Source organism: Acinetobacter bouvetii (assembly GCF_902753875.1).
GTDB classification, from domain to species: Bacteria; Pseudomonadota; Gammaproteobacteria; order Pseudomonadales; family Moraxellaceae; genus Acinetobacter; species Acinetobacter bouvetii_A.
Genome location: NZ_CADDTS010000017.1, coordinates 11530 through 36133 on the forward strand (window position 1 = coordinate 11530; position 24604 = coordinate 36133).

22 protein-coding genes and 1 tRNA gene are annotated in these 24604 nt (G+C 41.4%); 14 read left to right on the forward strand and 9 right to left on the reverse strand.

Translation table 11 applies throughout. The features are described from left to right. The first annotated feature begins 35 nt into the window (after nt 1-35). From FB6_RS04650 to rpmE, 4 genes are all read left to right on the forward strand, one after another. Entirely contained in the window at nt 36-2186 is a 2151-nt protein-coding gene (locus tag FB6_RS04650; RefSeq protein WP_174558882.1) for an AmpG family muropeptide MFS transporter, read from the forward strand. An 11-nt stretch (nt 2187-2197) separates the two neighbouring features. Beyond that, nucleotides 2198-2599 (forward strand): lactoylglutathione lyase, encoded by a 402-nt coding sequence (gloA, locus tag FB6_RS04655; RefSeq protein WP_174558883.1) that lies wholly within the window; start codon nt 2198-2200, stop codon nt 2597-2599. A gap of 145 nt (nt 2600-2744) precedes the next feature. Beyond that, on the forward strand, nt 2745-3743 hold the full coding sequence (locus FB6_RS04660; protein WP_174558884.1) for a bile acid:sodium symporter family protein: 999 nt from the start codon (nt 2745-2747) through the stop codon (nt 3741-3743). 204 nt (nt 3744-3947) lie between these two features. Further along, nucleotides 3948-4172, forward strand: a complete 225-nt coding sequence (rpmE, locus tag FB6_RS04665; protein WP_001200845.1) for a 50S ribosomal protein L31 — start codon at nt 3948-3950, stop codon at nt 4170-4172. Between the two features lie 87 nt (nt 4173-4259). On the opposite strand, the gene FB6_RS04670 is transcribed toward rpmE, so the two are convergent. The 3 genes from FB6_RS04670 to epmB are packed head-to-tail and all read right to left on the reverse strand — an operon-like array spanning nt 4260 to nt 9137. Next, nucleotides 4260-6380, reverse strand: a complete 2121-nt coding sequence (locus tag FB6_RS04670) for a sensor domain-containing phosphodiesterase (protein ID WP_174558885.1) — start codon at nt 6378-6380, stop codon at nt 4260-4262. Beyond that, the gene (locus FB6_RS04675; RefSeq protein WP_174558886.1) at nt 6362-8107 is read right to left on the reverse strand and encodes a GTPase; all 1746 of its coding nucleotides are present in this window, start codon (nt 8105-8107) and stop codon (nt 6362-6364) included. Before FB6_RS04675 ends, FB6_RS04670 begins: the two co-directional genes overlap by 19 nt. A 13-nt stretch (nt 8108-8120) precedes the next feature. Continuing rightward, complete coding sequence (gene epmB, locus FB6_RS04680) at nt 8121-9137, reverse strand: EF-P beta-lysylation protein EpmB (RefSeq protein WP_174558887.1); 1017 nt, start codon at nt 9135-9137, stop codon at nt 8121-8123. Nucleotides 9138-9207: 70 nt separating this feature from the next. On the opposite strand from epmB, the gene efp reads away from it, so the two are divergent. The 7 genes from efp to FB6_RS04715 all read left to right on the forward strand — a co-directional run bounded on the left by efp (nt 9208) and on the right by FB6_RS04715 (nt 16442). After that, the gene (gene efp, locus FB6_RS04685; protein ID WP_174558888.1) at nt 9208-9777 is read left to right on the forward strand and encodes an elongation factor P; all 570 of its coding nucleotides are present in this window, start codon (nt 9208-9210) and stop codon (nt 9775-9777) included. A 175-nt stretch (nt 9778-9952) separates the two neighbouring features. Then, nucleotides 9953-12046 carry a carbon starvation CstA family protein gene (locus FB6_RS04690; protein ID WP_174558889.1) on the forward strand — a complete coding sequence of 698 codons (2094 nt, stop codon included), beginning with the start codon at nt 9953-9955 and terminating at the stop codon, nt 12044-12046. Continuing rightward, nucleotides 12043-12345 carry a YbdD/YjiX family protein gene (locus FB6_RS04695; protein WP_174558890.1) on the forward strand — a complete coding sequence of 101 codons (303 nt, stop codon included), beginning with the start codon at nt 12043-12045 and terminating at the stop codon, nt 12343-12345. Before FB6_RS04690 ends, FB6_RS04695 begins: the two co-directional genes overlap by 4 nt. 99 nt (nt 12346-12444) lie before the next feature. After that, nucleotides 12445-13404 carry an AAA family ATPase gene (locus FB6_RS04700; RefSeq protein ID WP_174558902.1) on the forward strand — a complete coding sequence of 320 codons (960 nt, stop codon included), beginning with the start codon at nt 12445-12447 and terminating at the stop codon, nt 13402-13404. Between the two features lie 11 nt (nt 13405-13415). Beyond that, the gene (locus FB6_RS04705; RefSeq protein WP_174558891.1) at nt 13416-14321 is read left to right on the forward strand and encodes a DUF58 domain-containing protein; all 906 of its coding nucleotides are present in this window, start codon (nt 13416-13418) and stop codon (nt 14319-14321) included. Nucleotides 14322-14324: 3 nt separating this feature from the next. Continuing rightward, nucleotides 14325-16334 carry a transglutaminaseTgpA domain-containing protein gene (locus FB6_RS04710; protein WP_174558892.1) on the forward strand — a complete coding sequence of 670 codons (2010 nt, stop codon included), beginning with the start codon at nt 14325-14327 and terminating at the stop codon, nt 16332-16334. A gap of 31 nt (nt 16335-16365) precedes the next feature. Further along, nucleotides 16366-16442, forward strand: a tRNA-Val gene (locus tag FB6_RS04715). A gap of 496 nt (nt 16443-16938) precedes the next feature. Here the strand turns inward: FB6_RS04715 and FB6_RS04720 are convergent. The 6 genes from FB6_RS04720 to FB6_RS04745 form a co-directional block, all read right to left on the reverse strand. Continuing rightward, nucleotides 16939-17169, reverse strand: a complete 231-nt coding sequence (locus tag FB6_RS04720; protein ID WP_217427324.1) for a hypothetical protein — start codon at nt 17167-17169, stop codon at nt 16939-16941. Between the two features lie 45 nt (nt 17170-17214). Further along, on the reverse strand, nt 17215-17514 hold the full coding sequence (locus FB6_RS04725) for a carboxymuconolactone decarboxylase family protein (RefSeq protein WP_174558894.1): 300 nt from the start codon (nt 17512-17514) through the stop codon (nt 17215-17217). Between the two features lie 15 nt (nt 17515-17529). Beyond that, nucleotides 17530-18702, reverse strand: coding sequence for an OmpP1/FadL family transporter (locus tag FB6_RS04730; RefSeq protein ID WP_174558895.1), 1173 nt, complete (start codon nt 18700-18702; stop codon nt 17530-17532). A 114-nt stretch (nt 18703-18816) separates the two neighbouring features. Next, nucleotides 18817-19830 carry a helix-turn-helix transcriptional regulator gene (locus tag FB6_RS04735; protein ID WP_174558896.1) on the reverse strand — a complete coding sequence of 338 codons (1014 nt, stop codon included), beginning with the start codon at nt 19828-19830 and terminating at the stop codon, nt 18817-18819. Nucleotides 19831-19832: 2 nt separating this feature from the next. Continuing rightward, nucleotides 19833-20726, reverse strand: coding sequence for a bile acid:sodium symporter family protein (locus tag FB6_RS04740; RefSeq protein WP_174558897.1), 894 nt, complete (start codon nt 20724-20726; stop codon nt 19833-19835). A 68-nt stretch (nt 20727-20794) separates the two neighbouring features. Beyond that, nucleotides 20795-21415 (reverse strand): TetR/AcrR family transcriptional regulator, encoded by a 621-nt coding sequence (locus tag FB6_RS04745; RefSeq protein ID WP_174558898.1) that lies wholly within the window; start codon nt 21413-21415, stop codon nt 20795-20797. Nucleotides 21416-21602: 187 nt separating this feature from the next. On the opposite strand from FB6_RS04745, the gene FB6_RS04750 reads away from it, so the two are divergent. The 3 genes from FB6_RS04750 to FB6_RS04760 are packed head-to-tail and all read left to right on the forward strand — an operon-like array spanning nt 21603 to nt 24164. Continuing rightward, nucleotides 21603-22502 carry a M24 family metallopeptidase gene (locus FB6_RS04750; RefSeq protein WP_174558899.1) on the forward strand — a complete coding sequence of 300 codons (900 nt, stop codon included), beginning with the start codon at nt 21603-21605 and terminating at the stop codon, nt 22500-22502. Next, a complete protein-coding gene (locus FB6_RS04755; protein WP_174558900.1) occupies nt 22499-23272 on the forward strand; it encodes an SDR family NAD(P)-dependent oxidoreductase in 774 nt (257 codons plus the stop codon). The genes FB6_RS04750 and FB6_RS04755 overlap by 4 nt, the downstream gene beginning before the upstream one ends. Nucleotides 23273-23306: 34 nt before the next feature. Then, nucleotides 23307-24164 carry an N-acyl homoserine lactonase family protein gene (locus FB6_RS04760; RefSeq protein WP_174558901.1) on the forward strand — a complete coding sequence of 286 codons (858 nt, stop codon included), beginning with the start codon at nt 23307-23309 and terminating at the stop codon, nt 24162-24164. Nucleotides 24165-24604 lie beyond the last annotated feature (440 nt).

Below are 24604 nucleotides of genomic sequence, written 5' to 3' on the forward strand. Positions count from 1 at the left end.
TAGCAGCATTCAGTTTTGCAGAAAATAACAACGCAATGACAATACAATCTACAGGGTGGAAATCTGCCTTTACTGCTTTCCTCGATCGACGTGCACTGATCATGCTGTTTCTGGGTTTTTCAGCGGGTATACCTATCCTGCTGATCTTTTCCAGTCTGTCTTTATGGCTCGGTGAAGCTGGAATTGAAAAAAGTGCCGTGACTTTTTTTAGTTGGGCAGCGCTCGGCTATTCTTTCAAATTTGTCTGGGCCCCCTTGATTGATGAATTGCCGGTTCCATTCTTGACTCGTGCGCTGGGGCGACGTCGTGCCTGGTTGCTGATTGCCCAAGTCCTGATTGTCGTTGCTATTTCGATTATGGCATTTTCAAATCCAGCACTGGGTCAGGGGTATTTATATCAAATGGCTGCCGGTGCAGTCTTGCTGGGTTTCTCTGCGGCTACGCAAGATATTGTGATTGATGCTTACCGTATCGAACTGGCTGAAACCCAAATGCAAACGGTTTTGGCTTCAACCTATAACGCGGGTTATCGCATCGGGATGATTGTGGCCGGTGCGGGAGCGTTGTTTTTGGCGGCATCACTTGGAACGGCCAAAGGCAACTATATTTATAGTGCCTGGAAAACCACGTATTTAGTTATGGCTGCGGTAATGTTGGTCGGAATCATCACGACTTTGGTGATTCGTGAACCGCAGGTAGTACGTGCCTATAAAGATTATAAACGGACCGATTATTACCGTTTGGTAGCTGTGTTTTTTGTCGCGGTGATTAGCTTTGTCCTGAGCTACATTTTTTCTGGAAACTTAACTGAATCGCTTAAAACACAATTTGAAATTTCCGATTCATTGTTACTGTTCTGCTTCGAAACTTTACGCTTTATAGGCTCGGCTGCTGTTGCGGTTTTGGTCGGTACAGGATTGGTTAAAATGGGTGCGGTGAATAAGTCCATGGCCTTTGAAACCTGGGTCAATCCGATTGCGGATTTCTTTAAACGTTATGGTTTAAAGTTGGCTTTGGTGCTGCTGTTATTGATTGGTTTTTATCGAATTTCCGACATTATTGCCGGGGTCATTTCCAATGTTTTCTATCAAGACTTGAACTTTAGCAAGGAACAGATTGCAGAAGCGGTCAAAATTTATGGCGTGATTTTCAGTCTGGTGGGAGGATTTCTGGGCGGCTTGTTGGCACAGCGAATGAATATCATGAAGCTGATGTTTGTCGGTGCAATTCTGGCTAGCTCAACCAATCTGATTTTTATCGGTTTGGTGAAATCAGGACAGCCAACTCATGATGTACAGGTGACAGTTGGCCAGCATCAGTATCAGGCCCAATCTGATGAAGTGGGATACTGGAAACTCAAAGTGCCCAGTCAGGTCTTGGCACAAGCCAATGCGGTTCAGATTGCTGTTCAATATCAGGACGGTACTCAAGCTGCGGTCACTACTCAGATCCCGTATTTAAAACTAAATGACCAACAAACAGCGATGCAAATGCTGCCAGTGACCAGTGATAATGTCATTACAGCGGATGAGAAAGACAACAGTCTGGTAGTGCGTGGTCAGTATTTCGGGCAGCCCTTGGCTGAATCGCAAAAAATTGTGTTGAATCTTGATAGTCAAAAATTTGATGCCAATCTGGATAAAGCCGGTGTATTTAGTGCAGCTATTCCGGCAGAAAAATTAGCCAATTCAGCATCGAAAAAGCTGGTCGCAGAAGTACTGGATAATAACAAAGTCATTTTGAGCACATCACATGCCTATACGGTCAATATGCAGACAAGCACGGCTAAAAATCTGGATCTTGATGTTCAGCCTCTAGCTGCAGTCAATCCGCAATCGGCTGATGCTATTGAAATTACCGGCAAGGTGATTAAACCTTATAGTTCATGGTGGTTATATTTCGCCATTATTGTCGACAATCTGGCTTCCGGTTTGGCGGGTGCCGCCTTTATTGCGTTCTTGTCCAGTCTGACCAGTGTGTCTTTTACAGCCGTACAATATGCGATTTTTAGCTCACTGATGACCTTGACCCCTAAAATTTTAGGTGGTTATTCGGGTACTATAGTGACCAATATCGGTTATCCCAATTTCTTCCTCATGACCACGCTGATTGGTATTCCAATTTTAATTCTGGTGGTCTGGGTGGCGAAATTATTACGCGAACATCAAAATGCAAATAGTCAATAAGGATGAATAATATGCGAATGCTCCATACCATGTTACGTGTAGGCAATTTAGAACAGTCTTTAAAGTTCTATACCGAAGTACTCGGTATGACTTTGCTTCGTAAACGTGATTATGAAGAAGGTCGGTTCACTTTAGCTTTTGTCGGCTATGGTGATGAAAAAGATCATACGGTACTGGAACTGACGCATAACTGGGATACAGCCAGTTATGAGCTGGGCAATGCCTATGGTCATATTGCCATTGCGGTGGATGATGCCTACAAAGCCTGTGAGGAGATTAAAGCGCGTGGCGGTAATGTAGTGCGTGAAGCCGGGCCAATGAAAGGCGGCGTTACCGTGATTGCTTTTGTTGAAGATCCGGATGGTTATAAAATCGAGCTGATTCAGCAAGATGCCAATGCACGTAATAACTAAGTGTACATTTGGATATAGATAAACTAAATATTCAACATTGCGTTGAAAAACTGGCTTTATTTATTTAGCCCAGTAAGATGAATCTTTACCTTTAGGTATATTCGCTTATTGGGTTTTTTATGATCTAAAACTACAGGATGTCACAATGTTAAAACTATTGGCATTGGATCGCTTTACGATTTTGCTGGTTGTGATGGTAATTTTAGCCAGCATTGTTCCAGTCTCAGGTTTGGCTGCACATATATTTGGGGTGGTGACCAGCATTGCTATCGCAATCCTGTTCTTTTTACATGGGGCAAAATTGTCCAGAGAAGCCGTGGTTCAAGGGATTCTGCACTGGAAATTTCATGTCGTGGTATTTGCTTTTACTTTTGCTTTGTTTCCCATTTTAGGCCTCTTGGCCAAGCCGATTCTTTTACCAATGTTGGGGAAAGATTTGTACTGGGGCTTTTTGTTCATGTGCTTTTTGCCCTCGACTGTACAATCGTCCATCGCCTTTACCTCGGTTGCCAAAGGCAATGTTGCCAGTGCGGTCTGTAGTGCTTCTTTTTCCAATATTATTGGCATGTTCATTACCCCGGTATTGGTAAGCCTATTTATTTTGGGGCAATCACAGCATCAATTTGATCCGACCTCATCTATTATTCAAATTACCTTATTGTTATTGGTGCCGTTTATTTTAGGGCAAATCCTGCGCCCTTATGTTTATCCTTTGATGTTGAAAAAGCCTGGCATCGTTAAAGCCTTCGATCAGGGAACTATTCTTATGGTGGTCTATGGGGCATTTAGCGGAGCAGTGGTTGCTGGGTTATGGCAAATGCTGAACTGGCAAACTTTGCTGCTTTTGACGTTGGCCTGTTCGGTATTTTTGACCATTATTATGCTGCTGGCTTTATACATTCCAAAATGGCTGGGTTTTAACCGGGAAGATCGGATTGCCATGTTCTTTTGCAGTTCGAAAAAAACACTGGCTAGTGGTGTGCCGATGGCACAAATTTTATTTATTGGGCAGCCTTTAGGGATGATTGTTTTACCGATTATGATTTTTCATCAGATTCAGCTGATGGTCTGTGGGGTCATTGCCAATTATTGGTCAAAGCATCCTATAGATGAGTTTAAGGCAATAGATGAGTGCAAAGAATAATTCGCTATCTGATATTTTTTCGCGTATAATTATGCCCACTTGTTGTGCTTAGCTCTGGCGGTATCCGTCTCGGTGGGCCAAAAGAATGGTCTGTTGTGGTGTTGGTCTTGCTTGTTTTCTGAATCAAGCTCATTCCTCATGATTCATGAGAGTGATCAATTGCGATGACAGCATAAGCCTTTCTTAACTTAGGAGTAATCGACGATGCGCGCCGATATTCACCCAAAATATGAAAAATTAGTTGCTACTTGTTCATGTGGTAACGTAATCGAAACTCGTTCAGCGCTTGGTAAAGAAACTATTTACCTTGACGTATGTTCAGCATGCCACCCATTCTACACTGGTAAACAAAAGAATGTGGACACTGGCGGCCGTATCGACAAATTCAAACAACGTTTTGCTGGTATGTCACGTTCTATCAAACGTTAATACCCAAAATGAAAAAAAACGGGCTTTTTGCCCGTTTTTTTATGTCTGCAATTTGGCTTTTGCTCAATTGCAGAATGAGTACAAGACCTATTGGTCTTGCACATCAATCAAATGATCCAGTTTTTTCTGGAAATAATCGCCTTGAATAAAGCGGGCATCTACATTCCAGGCATTGGCAAACAGAGTCATGTCATTCAGGTCACGCAGCATGATTTCCCCGGCTTTGATTTCATGGAAGGCGACCAGTTTTTCCTGTAATTCTTGGGTAGATTTTTCCGCATTTAACATTTTGGTCAAAGTAGGGTGTAAGGTCAAACAGTTGATGTCCAGCTGACGCAATACCGATTCGCTATAAATGGTATTACCAAAATCCCTTAAGGATACTTCTGCGCCACATTGGCGTAATTGGGCAATATTTTTTTGGGCATCCGTAATATTTTGGTTAATATCTTCTTCAGAGAATTGCAAAATCAGCGGATGTTTTAATTTGCTGCGTACAATCGTAATCAATTTAGAAATAAATTCAGGGAAGGTGCGATCGTGCAATAAAACAGCTTTGTTTAAATTGACAATTAATCTGGCTTCCGGGTATTGAGTGATGAAGTTATGCAATTGCTTACATGACTCGACCAAAATCCAGCGATCCAGTTTAATCGACAGTTCCGGATCTTCGGCTAACTCTCTTAAACAGGCTAGATCTTTCCAACTATTTTCATAAATAAAGCCGCTGGTGACTTCGTAAGTATATAAATTGGTGTCTTGCTTATCATAAAGCTGCTGATATTTAAGGTGGATTTCTCCACGATCCAGACTTTGCTGTAAGGCTCTAATCAGTGCAGATTCAGGTGATGCTGCGACAGGCTTCACTTTTGGTTGCTGCAGCTCAATCACAGGAATATCTAAATTGGGTTCTAAATCAAGCACAGGGGTTGGCTGATTTTGTGGTAATGGTGTTTTGTAAGCAGTACCTACAAACCGTTCGAAATGTGCTTCATCCGTAATTTCAGCATCTAAAATAACATAACCGATTCTGAGATTGAGCGGATAACTGGCTTGATTCACGGTGAGTAATTGCGGTTTAGTCAGTGAACTTAAGCCAATTAGTTTAGATTCTAATTTGGCTTTAGATTCAGCCTGAAATACACCGACAAAAATGCTGTTTGAGATTTTAAAGAGCGGAACATGGGTTTGTTCTTTTAAAAATTCTTTTAAGTTAATGAAATAATTTTTAGGTGTGGTCCAGTCATTCTCAAAAATACTTTCAGGGCATGAAGCCAGTGAAAACATGACGAGCGCATTAATATCGGAAGGCTGCTGGGTAATGGTTCGATTGATTAGCTGATAGGTGTTTGGCTTTTGATAATTTTTATCAGTGTTTGACGGTGCAGTATGACTTGATTCCGATGTTTCGATATCAATGGTAATTTGTAAGGCATCATCTTCATCTTGAGATGGTAAAAACTCAATTTTCAGTGGATTTGGAATAGAGACCTGACTATTTACAGTGTTAACTTCAAAACGGCCTAAATCAAACTGACCTTGGGAAATTTTTTTAAAGCGTAACTTAAAGTCATTTAAATCTTTAGGTTGTAGCAGATCAAGCAAAGGTAAACCAACAATATCATCTTCACTTTTGAGGCCGAATAATGCCAGATATTCAGGATTGGCCTGAATATGAATACCTTCCTGAACAAGAGCAACCGCCTTGTTGCTTTCTTGCACCAAAGACTGGGCATGCGTTTGTGCAGACTCCAGCTCTTGCATCAAGTGTTGTTGAGTCAGAACTAAACGGCTGAGTGAAAGCGCACGTAGTAGACCCAAATAGAAACGGTCTGGATAATCCAGATTTAAAATATCGTAAACGCCTTTACGAATATAACCGGCATATTGATCGGCCTGATAATCATCAGGCTTAAGCAGAATCATGGGAAGATTCGGCTGCTTGGAGAGACGGATCAAGCTTAGAGCCTGTTCATACTTCAAGTCATAAGCACGGCCGAAAATCACCAGATCCCAAGTATGATGCAATTGTTTTTCAAAATTTTGTAAATCATCAAGCAAAGTTGCCTGAACGATATGTTCACTCGATGTTAAAAGATCACGGATTTGGTTAAAACGTATTTGATTATCATCGATAATGAGTAAACGTGTTTCCGTACGTTTTAACTTTTTAGACAATAATGGATTTCTCACTTCAATGCTTCCCATAAATCGTGATTCTTGATTTCATTTGTTTGCTTGTTAATAAAGTTCTCGATTAGACTTTGTTGCTGCTCATTCAGTAATTCAAATTCAAAACGAATAAAGCTTTGTGTAATCAGTTGTGCTTTAGTTAGATAAATTTTTAGTTCTTCTTGTCCCAAACGAAGATGAATGGTCTGCTTTTCTCTAAACAAGTGTGAGCCTGACACAATCAAACTGGTAGAAATCTGATCTAATTGAGAGGTCTGTACGATTAATGCCGGCTGATAGTTGTTGGTATTGCGATCTGTTTTAATCATAACTGAACAAGGGAATAAATCTTGTGCCAAAACTTCCAGTCCAAGCTCCAGACTCTTTTCCGTAGACTGTTTGATCCAGCGTATTACCCCACCTCGCCACGGACTATGCGTGTTTTCCTGAATCAAAATAAATTCACCAGTTTTTAAATTTGATGGTGTGGCACCTGTCCATTTAATTCGATAACCATTGACACTGATATCCAGTACTTCCGCCGGATAAATCTGTTTTGCTTCACGATCCAATGTTTTCGCCGTGCTCATTTCAGCAGGAATGTTTGAATTCATCGAATTGATAAACGTACTTTCATTGTGAAACTGGTAATTTGTATCTAAATCTAGAGTCTCATGAAAGTTTTTACCTTTGGATAGGTAAAAATGTGCTACTGACAAACTGAAACAGATTTGCAGCTGTGCAGAATATTCATAACGTTCGTGACGACGTTCTGTATTGGTGGTGAGTAGGTTATGAATATGAAAATGCAGGGCTGGCGTTAAGAATAATTTTTCATTACGAGATAAATAGCCGGTCTTTTTGGTTTGGGTCTCCGACAAATGGTCTAATAAATTTTGCGTTGAAATATAAATGGTTGGTTTGTACAAACTCGATTGATTCACGTTAAAAACCGGTGGGTGGTCTTTATTGGTATCTACAATATAACGTGAAAGCGTGGTTTCTTTCGGTAAGATATGAACCAGTTTTGCCCAATCAGAACTACACAAATACAGCCCTTGCATTTCTGAAGGGCGAATTTGATGCGTATTTAAAATTTCCAGCAAAACCAGCTGTGAATAGGCCTGACCAATGGTTTGTAAAGGATGTTGGGTATCTAAAATTTGATTGATATTGGTTTGATAAAAATTGTTTTTAATTGCACATTCGAGCAATTGATGAGCAATTAACCATTGACCAAATAAAGGTGTGCTATAGAGCAAATGTTGTTGGTACAACAATAAAGAAAGCTGCTGCAAGGCATAATAGGTCGAAACGATTCTGGCTGTCTGCAAGCTTTTCTTTTGATTAAAGGCAAAGAAAGAAAACTTTTGTAAATTTAATTGTGTGTTACAGCGTTTTGAAATATCGATATAAATTTTGGCAAAATGACTACGGAGCAACATGGCCAGTTCAATAATCTGGTCACTACGATCATTGGTGATCAGGCCTTGATTAAAAAAATGCTTTTCCAGGCTGCCTAAGACATTGTCTAAAGTGGGATGTAAGATTTGAATTAAATCAAAACGCAGCATTTCCGGGCATTTTAGTTCCGATATTTCAAGTAAGGCATTGAACAATTCTTTGGATGAGTTGCCCAATTGCAGAATGGATAAATTGGATACCCATTCTTGTAAGCCTTTGGCATTGGATGGGCAGAAGCTCAGTTTGTCCAACTTTAATTCTGTTGGTGTTTGGAAGATATCTGAATTACTCATAAGCATCGTTATTATTAACTCAAAAAGTTGAAACCCCAAAAAGCGGTGTTTTGTTTTTTTCGCCCGCTATTTCCCTGACGAGTTTAGGAACCAGATAACCTGGCAGGTTCTCTAAAACCTCTTTATATATAAAATCAATTTCTTCAGGACTTAAGTCAAAATGATGGGCACCTTTTACTTTATCTAATACATGTAAATAGTATGGCATCACGCCAGCATCAAACAGACGGTAACTTAAATCCACTAAAACTTGCGACGAATTATTAACCCCTTTTAATAAAACGGCCTGATTCAACACGGTAATTTGATGCTGAACCAACACTGAAAGTTTGGAACAAGTAAAATCGTCCAACTCGGCGGCATGATTTGAGTGTACCACTAGAATAATGCGCAGCCTACTGTTTTTTAATAGGGAAATTAGCTCTTCATCGACACGGTTGGGGATTACGATCGGAACCCGTGAATGAATTCTCAAAAATTTAATTTGAGGAAGTGTTTCTAAGCGATCAATCCAGAGTTTTAATTTTCGATTGGAGAGGGTCAGAGGGTCACCGCCGCTAAAAATAACCTCGTTAATATCCGGCTGGCTTTCAATATAATTTTTAATGTTTAGCCAATCTTCATTTTTCGGCAGGTTTTCCTGATAGGGAAAGTGACGTCGGAAACAGTAACGGCAATGAACTGCACAAGCACCGGTTAAAGTCAGCAAAAAACGCGATTTATATTTATGTAATATCCCGGGGTGTTGATTGGCATGTTCTTCACCCAAAGGGTCGGTGACATAACCCGGATGATCTTCAAGTTCTAAATGATGCGGCAAGACTTGTAAAAGCAGGGGGTCAAACGGGTCACCAATGTTCATTTTTCCGACGAACGCACGCGGAACACGTAATTTAAACTGTTCAGAAGCCAAGATTGCCCCTGATAATAATTGATCAGGCGAGAGCTGAAGCGCATAAAGCAACTCTAATGGGTCCGTAATCAGGTCACTCAGTTGAGATTGCCAGTTTTGCTCTTGATACAAATAGTTTATCATGCCACGTGTTAAAAATAATGCTAGTCTAGCATTAATAGATTTAAGTTAGTAAGTTTGGAGTGAGCCTTTCATGGCCAATTATTCTACAAATGACTTTAAGCAAGGCCTAAAGGTTATGCTTGATGGCAACCCATGTAATATCTTGGAAAATGAATACGTAAAACCTGGTAAAGGTCAGGCGTTCAACCGAGTTAAATTACGTAACCTTAAAACTGGTAAAGTTTTAGAAAAAACTTTTAAATCAGGTGATTCTTTAGAAGGCGCTGACATCCAAGAAGTAGAAATGAACTACTTGTATAACGATGGTGAAATGTGGAACTTCATGGACCCTGAAACCTTTGAACAGATTGCTGCTGATAAAACAGCGATGGGCGATGCTGCTAAATGGTTAAAAGACGACTCTAACGAACTTTGTACTATTATGTTGTTCAATGGTGTTCCATTGTCAGTAAGTGCACCGAACTTCGTGGTCTTGAAAATCGTGGAAACTGATCCGGGTGTTCGTGGCGATACTTCTGGCGGTGGCGGTAAACCAGCTAAACTCGAAACTGGTGCTGTAGTTCGTGTACCTTTATTCGTACAGCAAGAAGAAAGCGTTCGTGTAGACACCCGTACTGGTGACTATTTAGAACGTGCATAATGGTTTTAAAATAGACTATTATCGAAAGGGATGATGTAAATCATCCCTTTTTTTTATGCCAAAGTATTACATGAAAAATCAACTATAAGGAGTAAAGTCGCAAGGGACGAAACAGCAGTACCTCGAACAATAAAAAGTTAAAGCTGATTTGATGCAACGAATATGAGGGATTGAAATGGAATCTATACAACAGAAGTCCAGCCCAGTATCAAAACTGATCTGGCTTCTTGTCGCAATTTTAGGTGCAGTATCGTTTGGGATACTGGCTTTAAGCCGTGGTGAGCATGTCAATGCAGTGTGGCTAGTATTAGCTGCTATCTGTGTCTATAGCATCGCTTATCGTTTCTACAGTTTATTTATTGCAAATAAAATTTTTGAACTGAATTCTCGACGCTTAACCCCGGCTCATCGTTTATCCGATGGTCTGGATTATGTACCGACCAATAAATATGTGCTGTTTGGGCATCATTTTGCTGCGATTGCAGGTGCGGGGCCTTTAGTGGGACCAATCCTGGCAGCACAGATGGGATATTTGCCTGGAACCATCTGGTTACTGGTTGGGGTTGTACTTGCTGGTGCAGTGCAAGACTTTTTGGTGTTGTTTATTTCTACCCGTCGTGATGGACGTTCATTGGGTGAAATGGCCAAGCAAGAGCTGGGTTCTTTTGCCGGCGTGATTGTGATGCTGGGTGCATTAGGCGTGATGGTTATTATCCTTGCCGTTCTGGCACTGGTGGTAGTAAAAGCCTTGACCAACAGTCCGTGGGGTGTATTCAGTATTTCTGCGACCATTCCAATTGCATTGTTCATGGGCGTATATATGCGTTATATCCGCCCAGGTAAAATTGCAGAAGTTTCATTGATCGGTTTTGTACTGATGATGATGGCGATTGTGTATGGTGGCAATGTTGCTGCTGACCCTTATTGGGGGCCAATGTTTACCCTTTCAGGTACGCAACTGACCTGGTGCTTAATTGTTTATGGTTTTATCGCTTCGGTCTTGCCGGTTTGGTTACTGCTCGCTCCGCGTGATTATCTTTCAACTTTCTTGAAGATTGGCGTGATTGCCGGGCTTGCGGTCGGAATCATGGTGGCATTGCCAGAAATGAAAATGCCGGCAGTTACTCATTTTATTGATGGTACTGGACCTGTTTTTGCCGGTTCAATGTTCCCGTTCTTGTTTATTACCATTGCCTGTGGAGCCATTTCTGGGTTCCATGCCTTGGTGTCTTCAGGTACATCACCAAAACTGGTCGATAACGAAGTTGATATCCGTATGATCGGTTATGGTGGCATGTTGATGGAGTCTTTCGTTGCTGTCATGGCAATGATTTGTGCAACCATTTTGGAACCAGGTGTTTATTTTGCAATTAATGCACCAGCTGCAGTATTGGGCACTACGGTTGAAAGTGCTGCAGAAGCAGTACGCACTCTAGGTTTTGTAGTCACTCCTGAGAGCTTGACTTTACTTGCTCAGGAAGTGGGTGAGAACTCAATTTTATCTCGTACCGGTGGTGCGCCAACCTTTGCTATTGGGATGGCACACATCATTACGGAAATTTTCAACAATCGTTCCATGATGGCATTTTGGTATCACTTTGCGATTCTGTTTGAAGCATTATTCATCTTGACTGCCGTAGATGCAGGTACACGAGCGTGCCGTTTCATGGTTCAGGATACGGTAGGAATTGTGATTCCTGCGGTGAAAAACTCGCACAATTTCTTTGGAAACCTTTTAGGAACTGCTGTCGCTGTTGCAGGCTGGGGCTTCTTTGTGTATCAGGGGGTGGTAGATCCACTTGGCGGTATTAACAGCTTGTGGCCACTCTTTGGTATTGGTAACCAGATTCTTGCAGCAATGGCATTGATCTTGGGTACAGTCATTCTGTTTAAGATGAAGAAAGAAAAATATGTATGGGTAACAATTATCCCGACAGCTTTTTTGTTTGTGACTTCAATGACTGCAGGTTGGCAAAAAATCTTCCATGAAAATCCTAAAATTGGTTTTCTGGCACAGGCCAACCGTTTTTCTGATGCGATTGCTCGTGGTGAAATATTGAAACCAGCCAAGGATATTGCGGAAATGCAAACCATTGTGTTCTCTAACCAGATTAATGCGGTGTTATGTGGTTTCTTCATGATTGTGGCTTTTGTGATGTTGTTTGCTGCGATTGGTGTGGTGCGTCGTGCCTTGTCTAATCCAAATCCCACTGTGAATGAATCAGAAGCCATTTACCGTGATGAGGTTCCGGCAGGAGAGGTGAAATGAGTTTGAAAGAGCAAATTCGTCAGAAAATGGCTTTGGGTAAAATCATTAAATTTACAGTGCTGGCGCAACCGAAGAAGTTCTTGATGTTGAATGGTATTAAAACCATTCAGGTGATCTGGCAACGTCTACAGCAAAGTTTTCGCTTAATGGTGGGCGTGCCTGATTATCAGACTTATTTGGCGCATATGGCAAAACATCATGCAGATTTAACACCTATGGATGCCAAGACATTTTATCGTTACTGCGTGGATGCGCGTTATCCAAGTGCTGCGGGCGGAATGAAAAAATGTCCTTGCTAATCTGAGCAAGCATCTGTCAGAAATCTTTTGATTTGTTTGGAAAAACCACAAAACGGTGTATGTTAATCATGCACCGTTTTTTATTGGGGAAAGAGTGTGATTTGGGGCACGAATAAAGTTCAAAAACAGGAATTCACGCAAGAGCAGCAACAACTTAATGATGCTGTTGAATTTTATGCAGAAAAAATTCAGGAGTTCCTGTCTCAAATCAATCGCATTATTCTGGATAAAGAACATCAAACCAAACTGGCCTTAAGCTGTTTACTAGGTGGAGGCCATGTACTGTTCGAAGATTTGCCGGGATTGGGAAAAACCACTTTATCTAGTGCCTTGTCGCATATTGCAGGATTAAAATTTCAGCGTATTCAGTTTACCAATGACATGCTCGCCAGTGATGTGATTGGGGTGAATATGTTTAACCAGAAAGAACATCAGTTTGAGTTCAAACAGGGGCCTATTTTTACTCAAATTCTATTGGCCGATGAAATTAACCGATGCAGTCCTAAAACCCAGAGCGCTTTACTTGAAGCAATGGAAGAGGGTTTTGTAACGGTAGATGGAGTGCGTTATGAATTGCCCCGACCTTTTTGGGTGATTGCCACCCAGAACCCGATTTTTCAAAGTGGCACCTATAGCTTGCCGGAATCCCAGCTGGACCGTTTCCTGATGCGTTTGTCATTGGGTTATCCATCCCGTTCGGCAGAAAAGTTGCTGTTACAGCAAGATTCGCGTTATGCCTTAATTTCAACCCTAAAACATGTCTTTCATGAGCAGGAAATTTTACAGCTTCAACAATTGGTCGCACAGGTTTATCTTGCTGAAGAGGTGCTGGATTATCTGTTGGATTTGGCGACCGAGACCCGAAAAAATCGGCATGGTTTATCTACTCGGGGGCTACTGGCATTAAAAAAAGCTGCTCAGGCTCACGCCTTTATTGAGCAGCGCAGTTTTGTCACTCCTGATGATGTACAAGCCGTATTCGTGGCGGTGGTGGCGCATCGTATTGGGCTTAGTGAAGCTGAAACTTCACAGCTGATGCAACGAGTCGGTATTAGCTAGAGGAAAGACACTTGAGCACACTCTGGCATCAATGGTTAGCAAAACGCTTTCAGTTTAAAAAAATCAAACAGCTCACGCAAAAAGATGTGTTGATTTTTATCTATCAGCAAGGCTACCTATATTTGGTCTTAATCCTGATTACTTTTATTGCCGGGATTAATTATGCCAATAACCTGATTTTGGGTTTTTGCTTTCTGGTGAGTGCTATTTTATGTATTAGTTTTTACTTAACTTTTAAGCAATTGCATGGACTGAGTATTGAGGTTTCGGTCAAGGAAGTAGGACAGGTCGGAAATAGCATCGATTTGCAGTTGCATTTTCAGCAGTCGCAAAAACAGTCGCGCTATTTATGGATTAAAACCCATCAGCATTTGGAAAAAATCCTGATTTCTGAATTAAAACAAAAAGTCATCTTATCTTTTTTGGCTGAACAAAGAGGGCAGTTTCATTACCCAACCTTACAAATTTATTCAGTTTATCCCTTTGGATTGGTGCGTGCATGGACCTATTTTTATTTCACGGAATATTCCTGGATTGCACCGCAAGCCGCATTTTATAATGCAGAAAATAAGCAGCATTTAGATAGTTTTGAACCTGATATGGATGAATTCCGTGAACTGCGTAATTTCCAGTTAGGTGATACTTTGCAGGCAGTCTCCTGGAAACAGGCTGCACGTGGGCAGGGTTTATATATCAAAGTTTTTGAACAGCATCATGATCAGCCGAATGTTGAAATTCATTATGCCAATATGCCCAGTACACAGCATGAAGAAAAACTAAGTTTAATGATGGGCCTGATTGAACAATGTGAACAAATACAGTGTCGTTATGCAGTCTTTTTGCCTCAGGCTGAATTGGCCGCAGGCATGGGCGGAAGTCAGTTGGTTCAGGCAAAAAAACTTTTGGCGCAGGCTTAAATCATGATTCATGCCTATATTCGTACATCTATAATCATCGCGCTGAGCTTGATCTTGGTTGCGCAGGTTTTATTTAATCCTGTGGCACTGAGCCTGATTTTTGCACTGATTATCCTGTTTTTATTTTATAGCTTAAAAGATGAATCAAAGTCGCTCTCCCGAGTTTGGAATTTTCTGCTCACGATTTTGGCTTTGAGCACAATTTATTTTAAATATCAAAGTTTTCTCGGTATAGAAGCGGGAGTTGCTATTTTATCGACTTTTTTATTTGCCAAGGCTTTAGAAACCAAAAATAAACGGGATGTTATTGTCTTGTTTAATTTCGCAATGTTTGTGAGTGCCAGTTCATTTTTATACAGTCAGTCCATCTGGATGGCCATGATTGTGCTGTTGTGTTTATTAAGCTGTCTAATCGGGCTATATCGTTTACAAACCAGCGAATTTAGTACAGATCAAAAACAGACCACGGCATTAAAGGCAGATGCCAAGCATGTAGGAAAATTTTTGATTTTGGCTTTGCCTTTTTTTATCGTGCTGTTTCTATTTTTTCCACGCTTACCACCGCTTTGGCATATCCCTATTCCAGAACAGAAAAATGCTACAGGAATGAGTGATCATATGTCACCGGGTGATATTGCAGAATTGTCGCAGTCAAGTACTTTGGCTTTTCGAATTATAGGTGATATGAGCCGTTTGCCATCGCGTAATGATTTGTATTGGCGAGCAATGGTTTTAGATCATTATGATGGTAAAACCTGGACCAGCAGTTTTGTAAATCAGCAAGCAGCATCTATATATAGACCTATAAAAAGTAAAAGCAGTTTTGATTATCAATATTTAAGTGCTAATCCTGATGTAATGTGGGTTATGGGCTTAGAACAATCTATTCCGGTACAAGCCTATTTTCAATTACGGCAGGATGGCAGTATCACTCCGATGCGCCAAATTATGCACAATCAGCCGATTACTTTACGCTGGATAGGCGATAGTGATCTTCAAAATTCAAATTTATCTCAAGCGGCATTCATACAAAACATTAATATTCAGACACCAGATCGTGTGGATCAAAAATCACACAGATTTGCCCTGGAAATGTTTGAGCAAAGTAACCGGCAACCTGAGCTTTATATACGTAATATATTGCAATGGTACAAGGATCATGAATTTACCTATACCTTAACTCCCGGCCTGTTAGGTGAAAATCGGGTAGATGAATTTTTATTTCAGTCGCGCCGTGGATTTTGTGAGCACTATGCTTCAAGTTTTGCATTGCTGATGCGTTATGTCGGGATTCCTGCCCGTGTGGTACTGGGCTATCAGGGAGGGCAGCTGGCTCCAGACCGAGCCAGTTGGGAAGTACGTCAGCTAGACGCGCATGCATGGACAGAAGTACAGCTGAATGGAAAATGGCAACGTATAGATCCGACTGCGATTATTGCGCCTCAGCGTATAGACAATGGAATGCAGAATTATATTGACAGTGATCGCAGCATTTTGGGCAGTAAAGCACAGAAATGGAAATATCGGCAATTTGCCATTACGAAAAATATGCGTATCTGGAGTGATTATGCGGCTTATCAGTGGCAAAGCAAGGTCGTTGGATATGATGCTGAGAAACAGCAGAGCTGGTTGTCTAAGCTTGGTATTACAAGTGCTTATGCCAGTAGTGTGATGATGATGTTGAATATATTGCTGGTGGTCATTATTTATTTGATTTGGATTTATTATCGAAAAAGTCAGTCGGTTTCTGACTACGAACGAGCCATACAACATTTTTCCAAACATCTACAAATAGATTTGCATAAGCAGCCTGCAGAGACTTTTTATAGTTGGATGCATCGTTTAGCCGCATGGGTTGAAATGGATCAACAGCAGATCTTTATTCAGACCGCAGAATATTACCAACAGCAAAAATTTTCTTTAGTTAAAAAAAATCAACAAATAAAGCAGTTTAAAGGAATGCTTAAAACTTGTGCATATACTTTAAAAAAGTATAAAAAGTCCTTGTCATAAAAAATAAAAATGAATATTATTCACAGCACTTAGGTGTATAGCTCAGTTGGTTAGAGCGCTACGTTGACATCGTAGAGGTCAGCAGTTCGAGTCTGCTTATACCTACCAGAATTCAAGGGTTTATAAGTGAAAAAATTGCTTATAAGCCTTTTTTTATGCCAAAAATAAAAAATGAAGGTCTCATTTTTCTCCTGTTTTTAGGAATTTTGATTCTTTTGATTCCAGACCTTGTTGAAATCTCAAAAAGTCATTGTCCAGTAATCAATTTAACAGCTTTATCTTTAAATTCTGGAGTATATCGTTGTCCATTCATAAGGTTCTCTCCTATGCAAAAAGAATAGGCGACATTTGTTTAGGAGAGTGGTGGCAGTTCAGGATAGGAGATTTTCTTAACCTATTAAGGCTGTCTATATGGAAATTCAGCCTATTTAATTTTTAGATGTTTTTGATTAAGTTATTACAAATAACTGTTGTGGTATGAGTGTAAAAACACGATTGAGTCTTTGAAATATTTTGTCTCATACCAGAATTAAGCGCATTCAAATTTAGCCCAAGGTAAGTGTTCAAAGACAGGACATCTAGTGCTCTGTCTATGATGTGGAAATTAAGCTTCAGGCTGAATACCGCAGGTGTTGATGGTCATAGCAACCATAACGTAGTGTCCAACCAACATACAAAATTCAACTATTTGATCATCGGTATAATAGTATTTGAGCTTACGAAAATTTTCATCATTCAGGACTTTGTCCTGAATCAGCTGATCTGTACAGACGATGATAATTTTCACACGCTCAGTCCAGAGCTCTGACTCTGCGAGTGTGAGTGAGGCAATCATTTCATCGCTTATGCCTAAGTCTTTGGCAAAAACTTCATGATGATGTCATTCATAGGAGCATTGCAGTGTCCAGGCCAAACGAAGTACTACAAGTTCCTTATCCTGACGGCTGATTTTCCCTTTAAACAGGATGTTTTTCATAAATAAGAGATAATGCGGGAAGATATTATCCATTCGCGCCAGCACGCCAAATACATTCAACGGCTCCGGGGTTTGAGTACGAAACTGGGTTATTTTCAAGAAACATTTCTGTACTAAATTACTTTCCTTGATGCGAAGAGGTAACACGCGCTGGGTTGCATTTTTCCATTCTTGCAACTGTAAATGATGGACAGGATGATTCATTGTTACTTTCCTTTATTAAAATTTATAGCCAAATTTCAAGGCATAGGCCCAAGCCGTCGTGTCTTTAAACTCAGCAATATAGGCATCAGTCCCTTTTTGATTTGCAGCCTGAATTTTTCCATCACCAAACATGAAATAACGCACGCCAAATGAGACATCATATTGTGGAGTCGGATTAAATTTTGCACCTAGACCCACATTCCAATATCCATCAACGGGACCGAGTTGTGATACAGGTTGCCCCGTACCTCCATCCCAGCCAAGTGATACACTTCCAGTCCATTGCTCATGTAATTTCCGAGCTATGCCGACATTTGCAGCCCATTGATCTTTGGGATATTCCACCATGTTGAGCCCTTGTGTCGCTTGACCAAACCAATAGGGCTGAATGTTAAAATCTTCCCAGTTCACCCATCTCAATTGCGCAAAAGCCAGCGTGTTTGCGGCAATACCGCTTTGCAGCTCCAGATTGACGGATTGAGGTGTTTCAATCACCGTATCTTGTGTCGTTGCTAATGCTGATAGTTCGATACCGTTGCGTGTTTCTTGAAGCAGTAGTTCATGCTTGATTTTTGAACGGTATGTTAGTGAGCTTTTTAGGGCAATTTCGGGAATTTCATAACTGAGGCCAGCAACCCAACCCACAGCCGAATCGGTATCGGCATGGATGTTATATTGACCAAATCCAGCTGTGCCGCCATTGGCTGCACCGCGAAGTTGCGCTTTGGCAGAAATTTGCTGATAGGCAGGTCCAGCATATAGTTGAAAACTTGAAACGGGTTTGTAGCCTATTAATAAGGTTAAATTATCTGAATGAACTTCCGCTTTTGTTCCTTCACCATTTTGACTAAAGACTGGAGCGTTCTGTACAGGATATTCTGCATCAGTCCCAAAGGGTTGATCGTAAAGTAGACCTACTGCAAATTTCTCATTTAATTGTAATTTGAGGCCAGCAAATGGGGCGTAATAGCTCTTCCCAATATCGCCGGTAGATGAATTTGCACCCACAGGGAAATTTGGATTGACTGTACCTTGAGCACTCGGGCTTAAGGCGGAAATACCGACTTCGACATAGTTATTTGGCTGCAGAAAAGCGTTCACAGATTGAGTGGTACGTTCCAATGCAGCTGCCATCACCATGCTGGGCAAGAGTCCCGTACCGATAACGATGATTGATTTCTTATCCATTGTTAAATCCTTTCGCGTTATTTTATGGTCTTGTTCCACAAGACATATCCATAACTTAAGGAGTATTTCGCGCTAAAAATGGTGGCAGCGTCTCAAGCTAATAGTGGCACAGTGTCAAAAAGCATTTTGATGCTTCTGCCAATGCCTAGGCGTAGCACCAAAGTGCTGCTGGAAAGCCTTAATAAAATTGGAAGCATGGCTAAAACCTAAATGTTCAGATAATTCCTGAATGGAGCCTTTATTTTGTTTTAAATACTGTTCAGCAACATTCATGCGTACAGCATGCACCAGTTCCTCATAATGGGTTTGATGCTGCTGCAATTTTCTAAAAAAGGTGCTACGCGAGATATAAAGCATTTTGGCCATAGCTTCTGCGCTGAGCGGGGAATTGATATGGCTATGGATCAGGCTGAGGACACGGAAAATCCAGCATTTTTGTTGTTTATAAAAAGATTGAAATTCTTTTTCACATTGCTGAACTGCCTCATGAAAACGCTGCTGATGGGCAGAACTTCCAGCACAAGCCAAAGCTTTGATGGGAAATATCAGCCGGGTTTCTGACTGCTGCCATTGAATTTGACAAGGCAAAGTATTGAACTGCCTTGCATAGGCCGGTCTGGAAAATTCGAAATCCAAACGAACGTCCGCAGGCTGGAACAACATACTGCATAGGCGCAGCACTGAAACTGCAATCACTTCCTGACTGTATTGGTAAATTTGCCCCAGCGGAATCATTTTTCTAAAACGCAGCACAATATGCTGGGGACACTGCTCTGTCTTAAACCAGAGTGCAGGATCAATCAGCACACAATAGCGTTCCAGACAATGCTGCGCCTCTTTAAAGCTTGGGCAATTGATAAGTGCTTGACCCAAAGCGCCCATATGTTCGAGGTCTAAGGAATGCGCCACCTTGAGCGACAGCGGGCTAAATGTAAGTGCATTTAAACAGTTCTCCACCAGAATATTCATTTCAGAATAGCTGAGCGGCTGATGCTGTTTTAAATCTGCAAGCTCTAGATTTAGCCCGCTAAAAATCATATCTTCGCGAATTTTTTCCGCCAGACATAAATTTACCAGCGCAAGTGGAATGTAGCTGGGCAGAAAGGCTTCGTGAAAATCAATCTGCATGCTTAGGCCTCTTCTTGCGGCAAGCGATTCGGATGTTGCAGCGGCAGGTAATGGTTAATCAACATGCCGAAAATAAATGAAAAAATGTACATAAACAGGGAATACACCGCTGCTGGCATGGCAATGGTGGCATTCATCAATACCGTTAGGGCGATGGTCATGGCTAAAGTACTGTTATGCAGGCCTATTTCAAATGCGCATGCACGGGCTTGATAGCTGTTGATTTTAAATAAACGTGGTATGCAATAACCAACAACCAATGCTGAAAAACAGAAGAGTCCCGAGGCCAAACCGACTTGGGTGATGTATTCCGCCAGGTTCTTTCGCTCCATAAAGATGGCGCCAGAGACAATACAGATCAAGAAAATAACTGAAAAAATTTTCACCGGCTTTTCTAGGCGATGGGCAACCTGAGGCGCAATTTGTCGGATGCTCATCCCAATCATGACTGGAATCAAAATAATGAAAAATACCTGTATGATTTTGCCAAATTGCAAACCAATGACTTGCTGATCTTGAGAAAAATGTTGTATGGCAAAATTGGCAATTAAAGGCAATGTGAAAGCTGCCAGTACAGAGTTGATCGCGGTGAGGCTAATATTTAATGCCACATCGCCTTTAAATAGATAACTGTATAAATTTGCAGTTGGCCCGCCGGGGGTTGCTGAGAGCAGCATCAGGCCAATAGCCAATAAGGGCGGCAGTGCCAGTACTTTACAAATTAAAAAGGCAATAAAGACCAAAACAACCAGCTGCGCAAATAAGGCAACCAGAATCGCTTTGGGATGTTTAGAGACCCGTAAAAAATCCTTAGGTGTCAGTTCTAAACCCAAACCAATCATAATAATGGCTAATGCCGCAGGCAAAAGCACGGTGATGATACCTAACTGTCCCATTTTGTTATCCTAATAGGGAAACAGCAGAGCATTCCTTTGCTATTTGCAGATTTTTAAGACATTTTTATTTAGTCTTTGATTTTAAAATTGTCTTTGTCCCGCAAAATAGACTGCACGCGTTGCTGAATCATTTCTTCACTAATTGGTCTTTGCAATAAAAAATAATGCGTTAAGATCGGACCAACAACTTCAGAAAAAACCCGATACTGATCATAGTGTTCCGGCCATTCACCACGGGCAATGGCATGCTCGAAAATATGCTGACCGAGTCGAATTCTTTCTTCCCAGAGCTGAAGCATTAATACTTTAAATTCAGGAACGGTGCTTACGGTAAAGCCTAAAAAAATCAGGGAACTGCCAATGGGAGTTTGAATCAGGTTGGCGATAGAACGCATATTGAATGCCAGATCTTCCGCCAGACTGCCAAAATTGACCAACTGTAAATTTGAATTGGTAAATTCCGAGATAGCATCCATGATCAGTTCTTCACGGGTCGGCCAGCGCCGGTAAATCGTGGTTTCATGCACTTGAGCGCGTTTTGCCACCGACGCAATACTGAATCCCAAATAACCATTCTCACTCAACTCAAATAATGCATGCTCTAAAACAGCAGCTCGCACACGCGCGCTTCTACCGCCAGTGCGCCGTTTTACTTCAGGCTGTTCAGTCTCTTGAATTACTTGGGTCATCCACAGTTCCAATATTTTTTAGTTAAGCACCATATTTTAAAGCAAAAAGCTTCAGCTGCCGTCATCAATTTGAATCGGGCGATAAATAGATTAACGCAAGTTTAGTTGCGTTAGCAATATTTTCTGTTATATTTAATGCAAGTTTTATTGCGTTAAATAATTTTCCACTCAAATATGAGGCTGTAAAATGGCAATTGGATATAACAACAAAGCCCCAGGCTTACTAGAAAAAATCTACCGCTTTGCATCGGCTCAAGGCTCAAAATATACGCCCAACACAGATGATGTTTTGCTCAAGGACGCACAGCAAAATTTTCGCCAGGCGCAGCGCGTTGCCTATGATTGCGTCACAGAAGTCGGCCGGCAACTGCACTATGGCATGACTGAAATTGAAGCCGCCGACTTGCTCGATCAATATTTAAAAAATGCAGGTTGTGAGCGCTATATTCATCGGCCATTTGCTTGGTTCGGAGAACATACCCGTTTTGATCCCTATCAGGGTTATGGTGAATACCATCCCAGTGACAAGCGCTTGCAAGCGGGAGATATCGCCATTCTGGATGTTTCGCCAGTGGTGAATGGCTATATGGCAGATGTCGGCTATACCTTGTGTCTAGAAGAAAATGTAGAACTGCAAAAAGCACAGGATTTTTTATTGGCACTACGTGCAGATTTGCCAAACCTATTTGAATCTGCCATGACACCCAAAGAAATCTGGGCAGAGGTCGACCGCCGTATTGAAGCAGCAGGCTACGACAATATTCATGCGAAATATCCTTTCTGTGTGTTGGGACATCGGGTCTTTAAAGTTAAAAAACAGGCGCCTAAAGCCAAACGCATTCAGGTCGGTTCACTGGGCTGGTTTTCTATCGAAACCAATATGAAATTTCTGCAAACCGGCTTTGGTGCAGCGTTATCCCCAGAAAATATAGGTTCAAAAATTGGATTATGGGCGATTGAGCCACATATTGGTTGGTCCGGTGCTGGAGCAAAGTTTGAAGAAATTTTAGTGGTAGATCATCAAGGCGCACGCTGGTTGGATGATGATGTGTCGCATGTCACTGCTGCACAAGGGGTTTCAGTATGACAACAGCATTAATTACTGGTGCATCCAACGGCATTGGACTTGAAATCGCGAAGCGCTTAGCACAGGCAGAAATCAACCTGATTTTGGTCGCACGCAGTGAGCAAAAATTGAAGGATATTGCGCATAAATTATCAACAGCATACAGCATTAAATGTATTGCTATTCCGCTGGATTTGACTGCGCCCAATGCCGTTGAAAAGCTATATGCCCAAGTTGAACACATGGACATTGACGTGCTGATCAATAATGCAGGATGTGGTGATTATGGGCTGTTTCAGGAGATTTTATGGCAGAAGTATCAGCAAACATTGAATCTGAATATTGCGGTACTGACTGAAATGACCCACTGTTTTCTGCCTAAATTACTCAATCAGAACTTTGGACAAATCGTCAATATTTCCTCCACTGCAGCATTTCAGCCACTGCCTTGGATGGCTGTCTATGCCGCGACCAAGTCTTATGTACTCAGCTTAAGCGAAGCGTTGAATTATGAGCTTAAAGATACACCGGTCAATGTCCTTGCCATTTGCCCGGGCGCAACCGATACCGGTTTCGCTGCGGCAGCCGAAGGCAATAATTCGAATAATTTTTCTGATGGCAATATGTCCTCAGTCGATGCAGTAGCGGATTTTGCGGTTCAGAAAATTTTTGAGGGCAAAGGTGGCGTGGCTGTGCATGGTGTCAAAAACAAGGTGATGTCGATCCTTGCACCGATGTCTCCCAAATTTGTGGTGTTACGCATGGCAGCCAATGTCATGCAGCCTTCTTGATTTTACTTTTTAACATATAAACACAGGTGTCATTATGATTCGTGTCACTCCCATTCAAACGGGTACTGTCTCTATTCGCCCGCATCATCATTGCGGGGAAGAAGGCAAGGGGTCAATCCGCCGTAAAATCGATATGCTGATGGACAAAGATTGGGTTGAAGATTTGCCCATCTTTACCTATCTGATTGAGCATCCGGAAGGCAATTTTTTGGTGGATAGTGGCGATACTGCGGAAAATTCCGCGCAAGACTTTTTACCCAGCTGGCATCCATTTTTTAAACATGGGGTGGTGGTGAAAGTGGCTCCGGGAGAAGAAGTTGGGGATCAGCTTTGGCGTATGGGGCTGAATCCGAATAAAGATCTTAAAGCCTTGGTGCTGACCCATATGCACCATGACCATGCGGGCGGCTTGCATCATTTTCCCCACATTCCAATTATCGTGACACGAGAAAACTATGAGCTGGCCTCAAGTTTTAAAGGCCGTATTTTTGGATGTCTGCCGCAGTATTTTCCGCGCTGGTTCAGTCCGCAACTGATTGAATTTAACAATGAGCCTTTTGGACCTTTTGCGGAGAGTTTTTATTTAACCAAAGATAAAAATGTGATTTGTGTTCCAACACCGGGCCATATGCGGGGGCATATGTCGATCATTGTGAAAGCACCGGATATGACCTATATCATTGCCGGAGATGCTACCTATGATGAGCGTTTCCTCCTAGAGGAATTGGTAGACGGGGTTACTTATAACGTCGATTTATCTAAACAAACCTTAAGAAAATTTAAACAACTTGGCCGCGAGCAGCCTACACTTTTACTGCCTGCGCATGACCTCAATGTAAGAGAACGTTTAGAAAAACAGCTCATTCTTCCATGTGATTCCCTGATCATCTAAATTAAGATGACGGGAATAACAACAAACAAACTTAATCGACCTAAACGAGGATGACGAGATGTATGTCGGACATTTGGCAATCGGATTAGCGATCAAATCAAAATTTCCCCATATTCCAGCTTTGCCTATTTTATTGGGCGTTGGCTTTCTGGATATTATTGATGGCCTCTTGATTATGCTGGGACTCAATCATGTTACAGGAAACTTAAATAGCGGCCCTTATCTGTATTTTGATTTGACCTTTATTGATTGGGACCATTCTTTATTGATGGCCATTATTTTATCCATTGTATGGGGCTTATTTTTTATTAAACTTAGATTAGCATTTGAAGTGCAACACCATGTTCTTGGAATAATACCTGACTCGGGCTTCTAAATCCGAGTCTTTTTCTTGGGCGATGATTCAAACGTTGAGTGATTTCTGAAATATAAGCATCCGA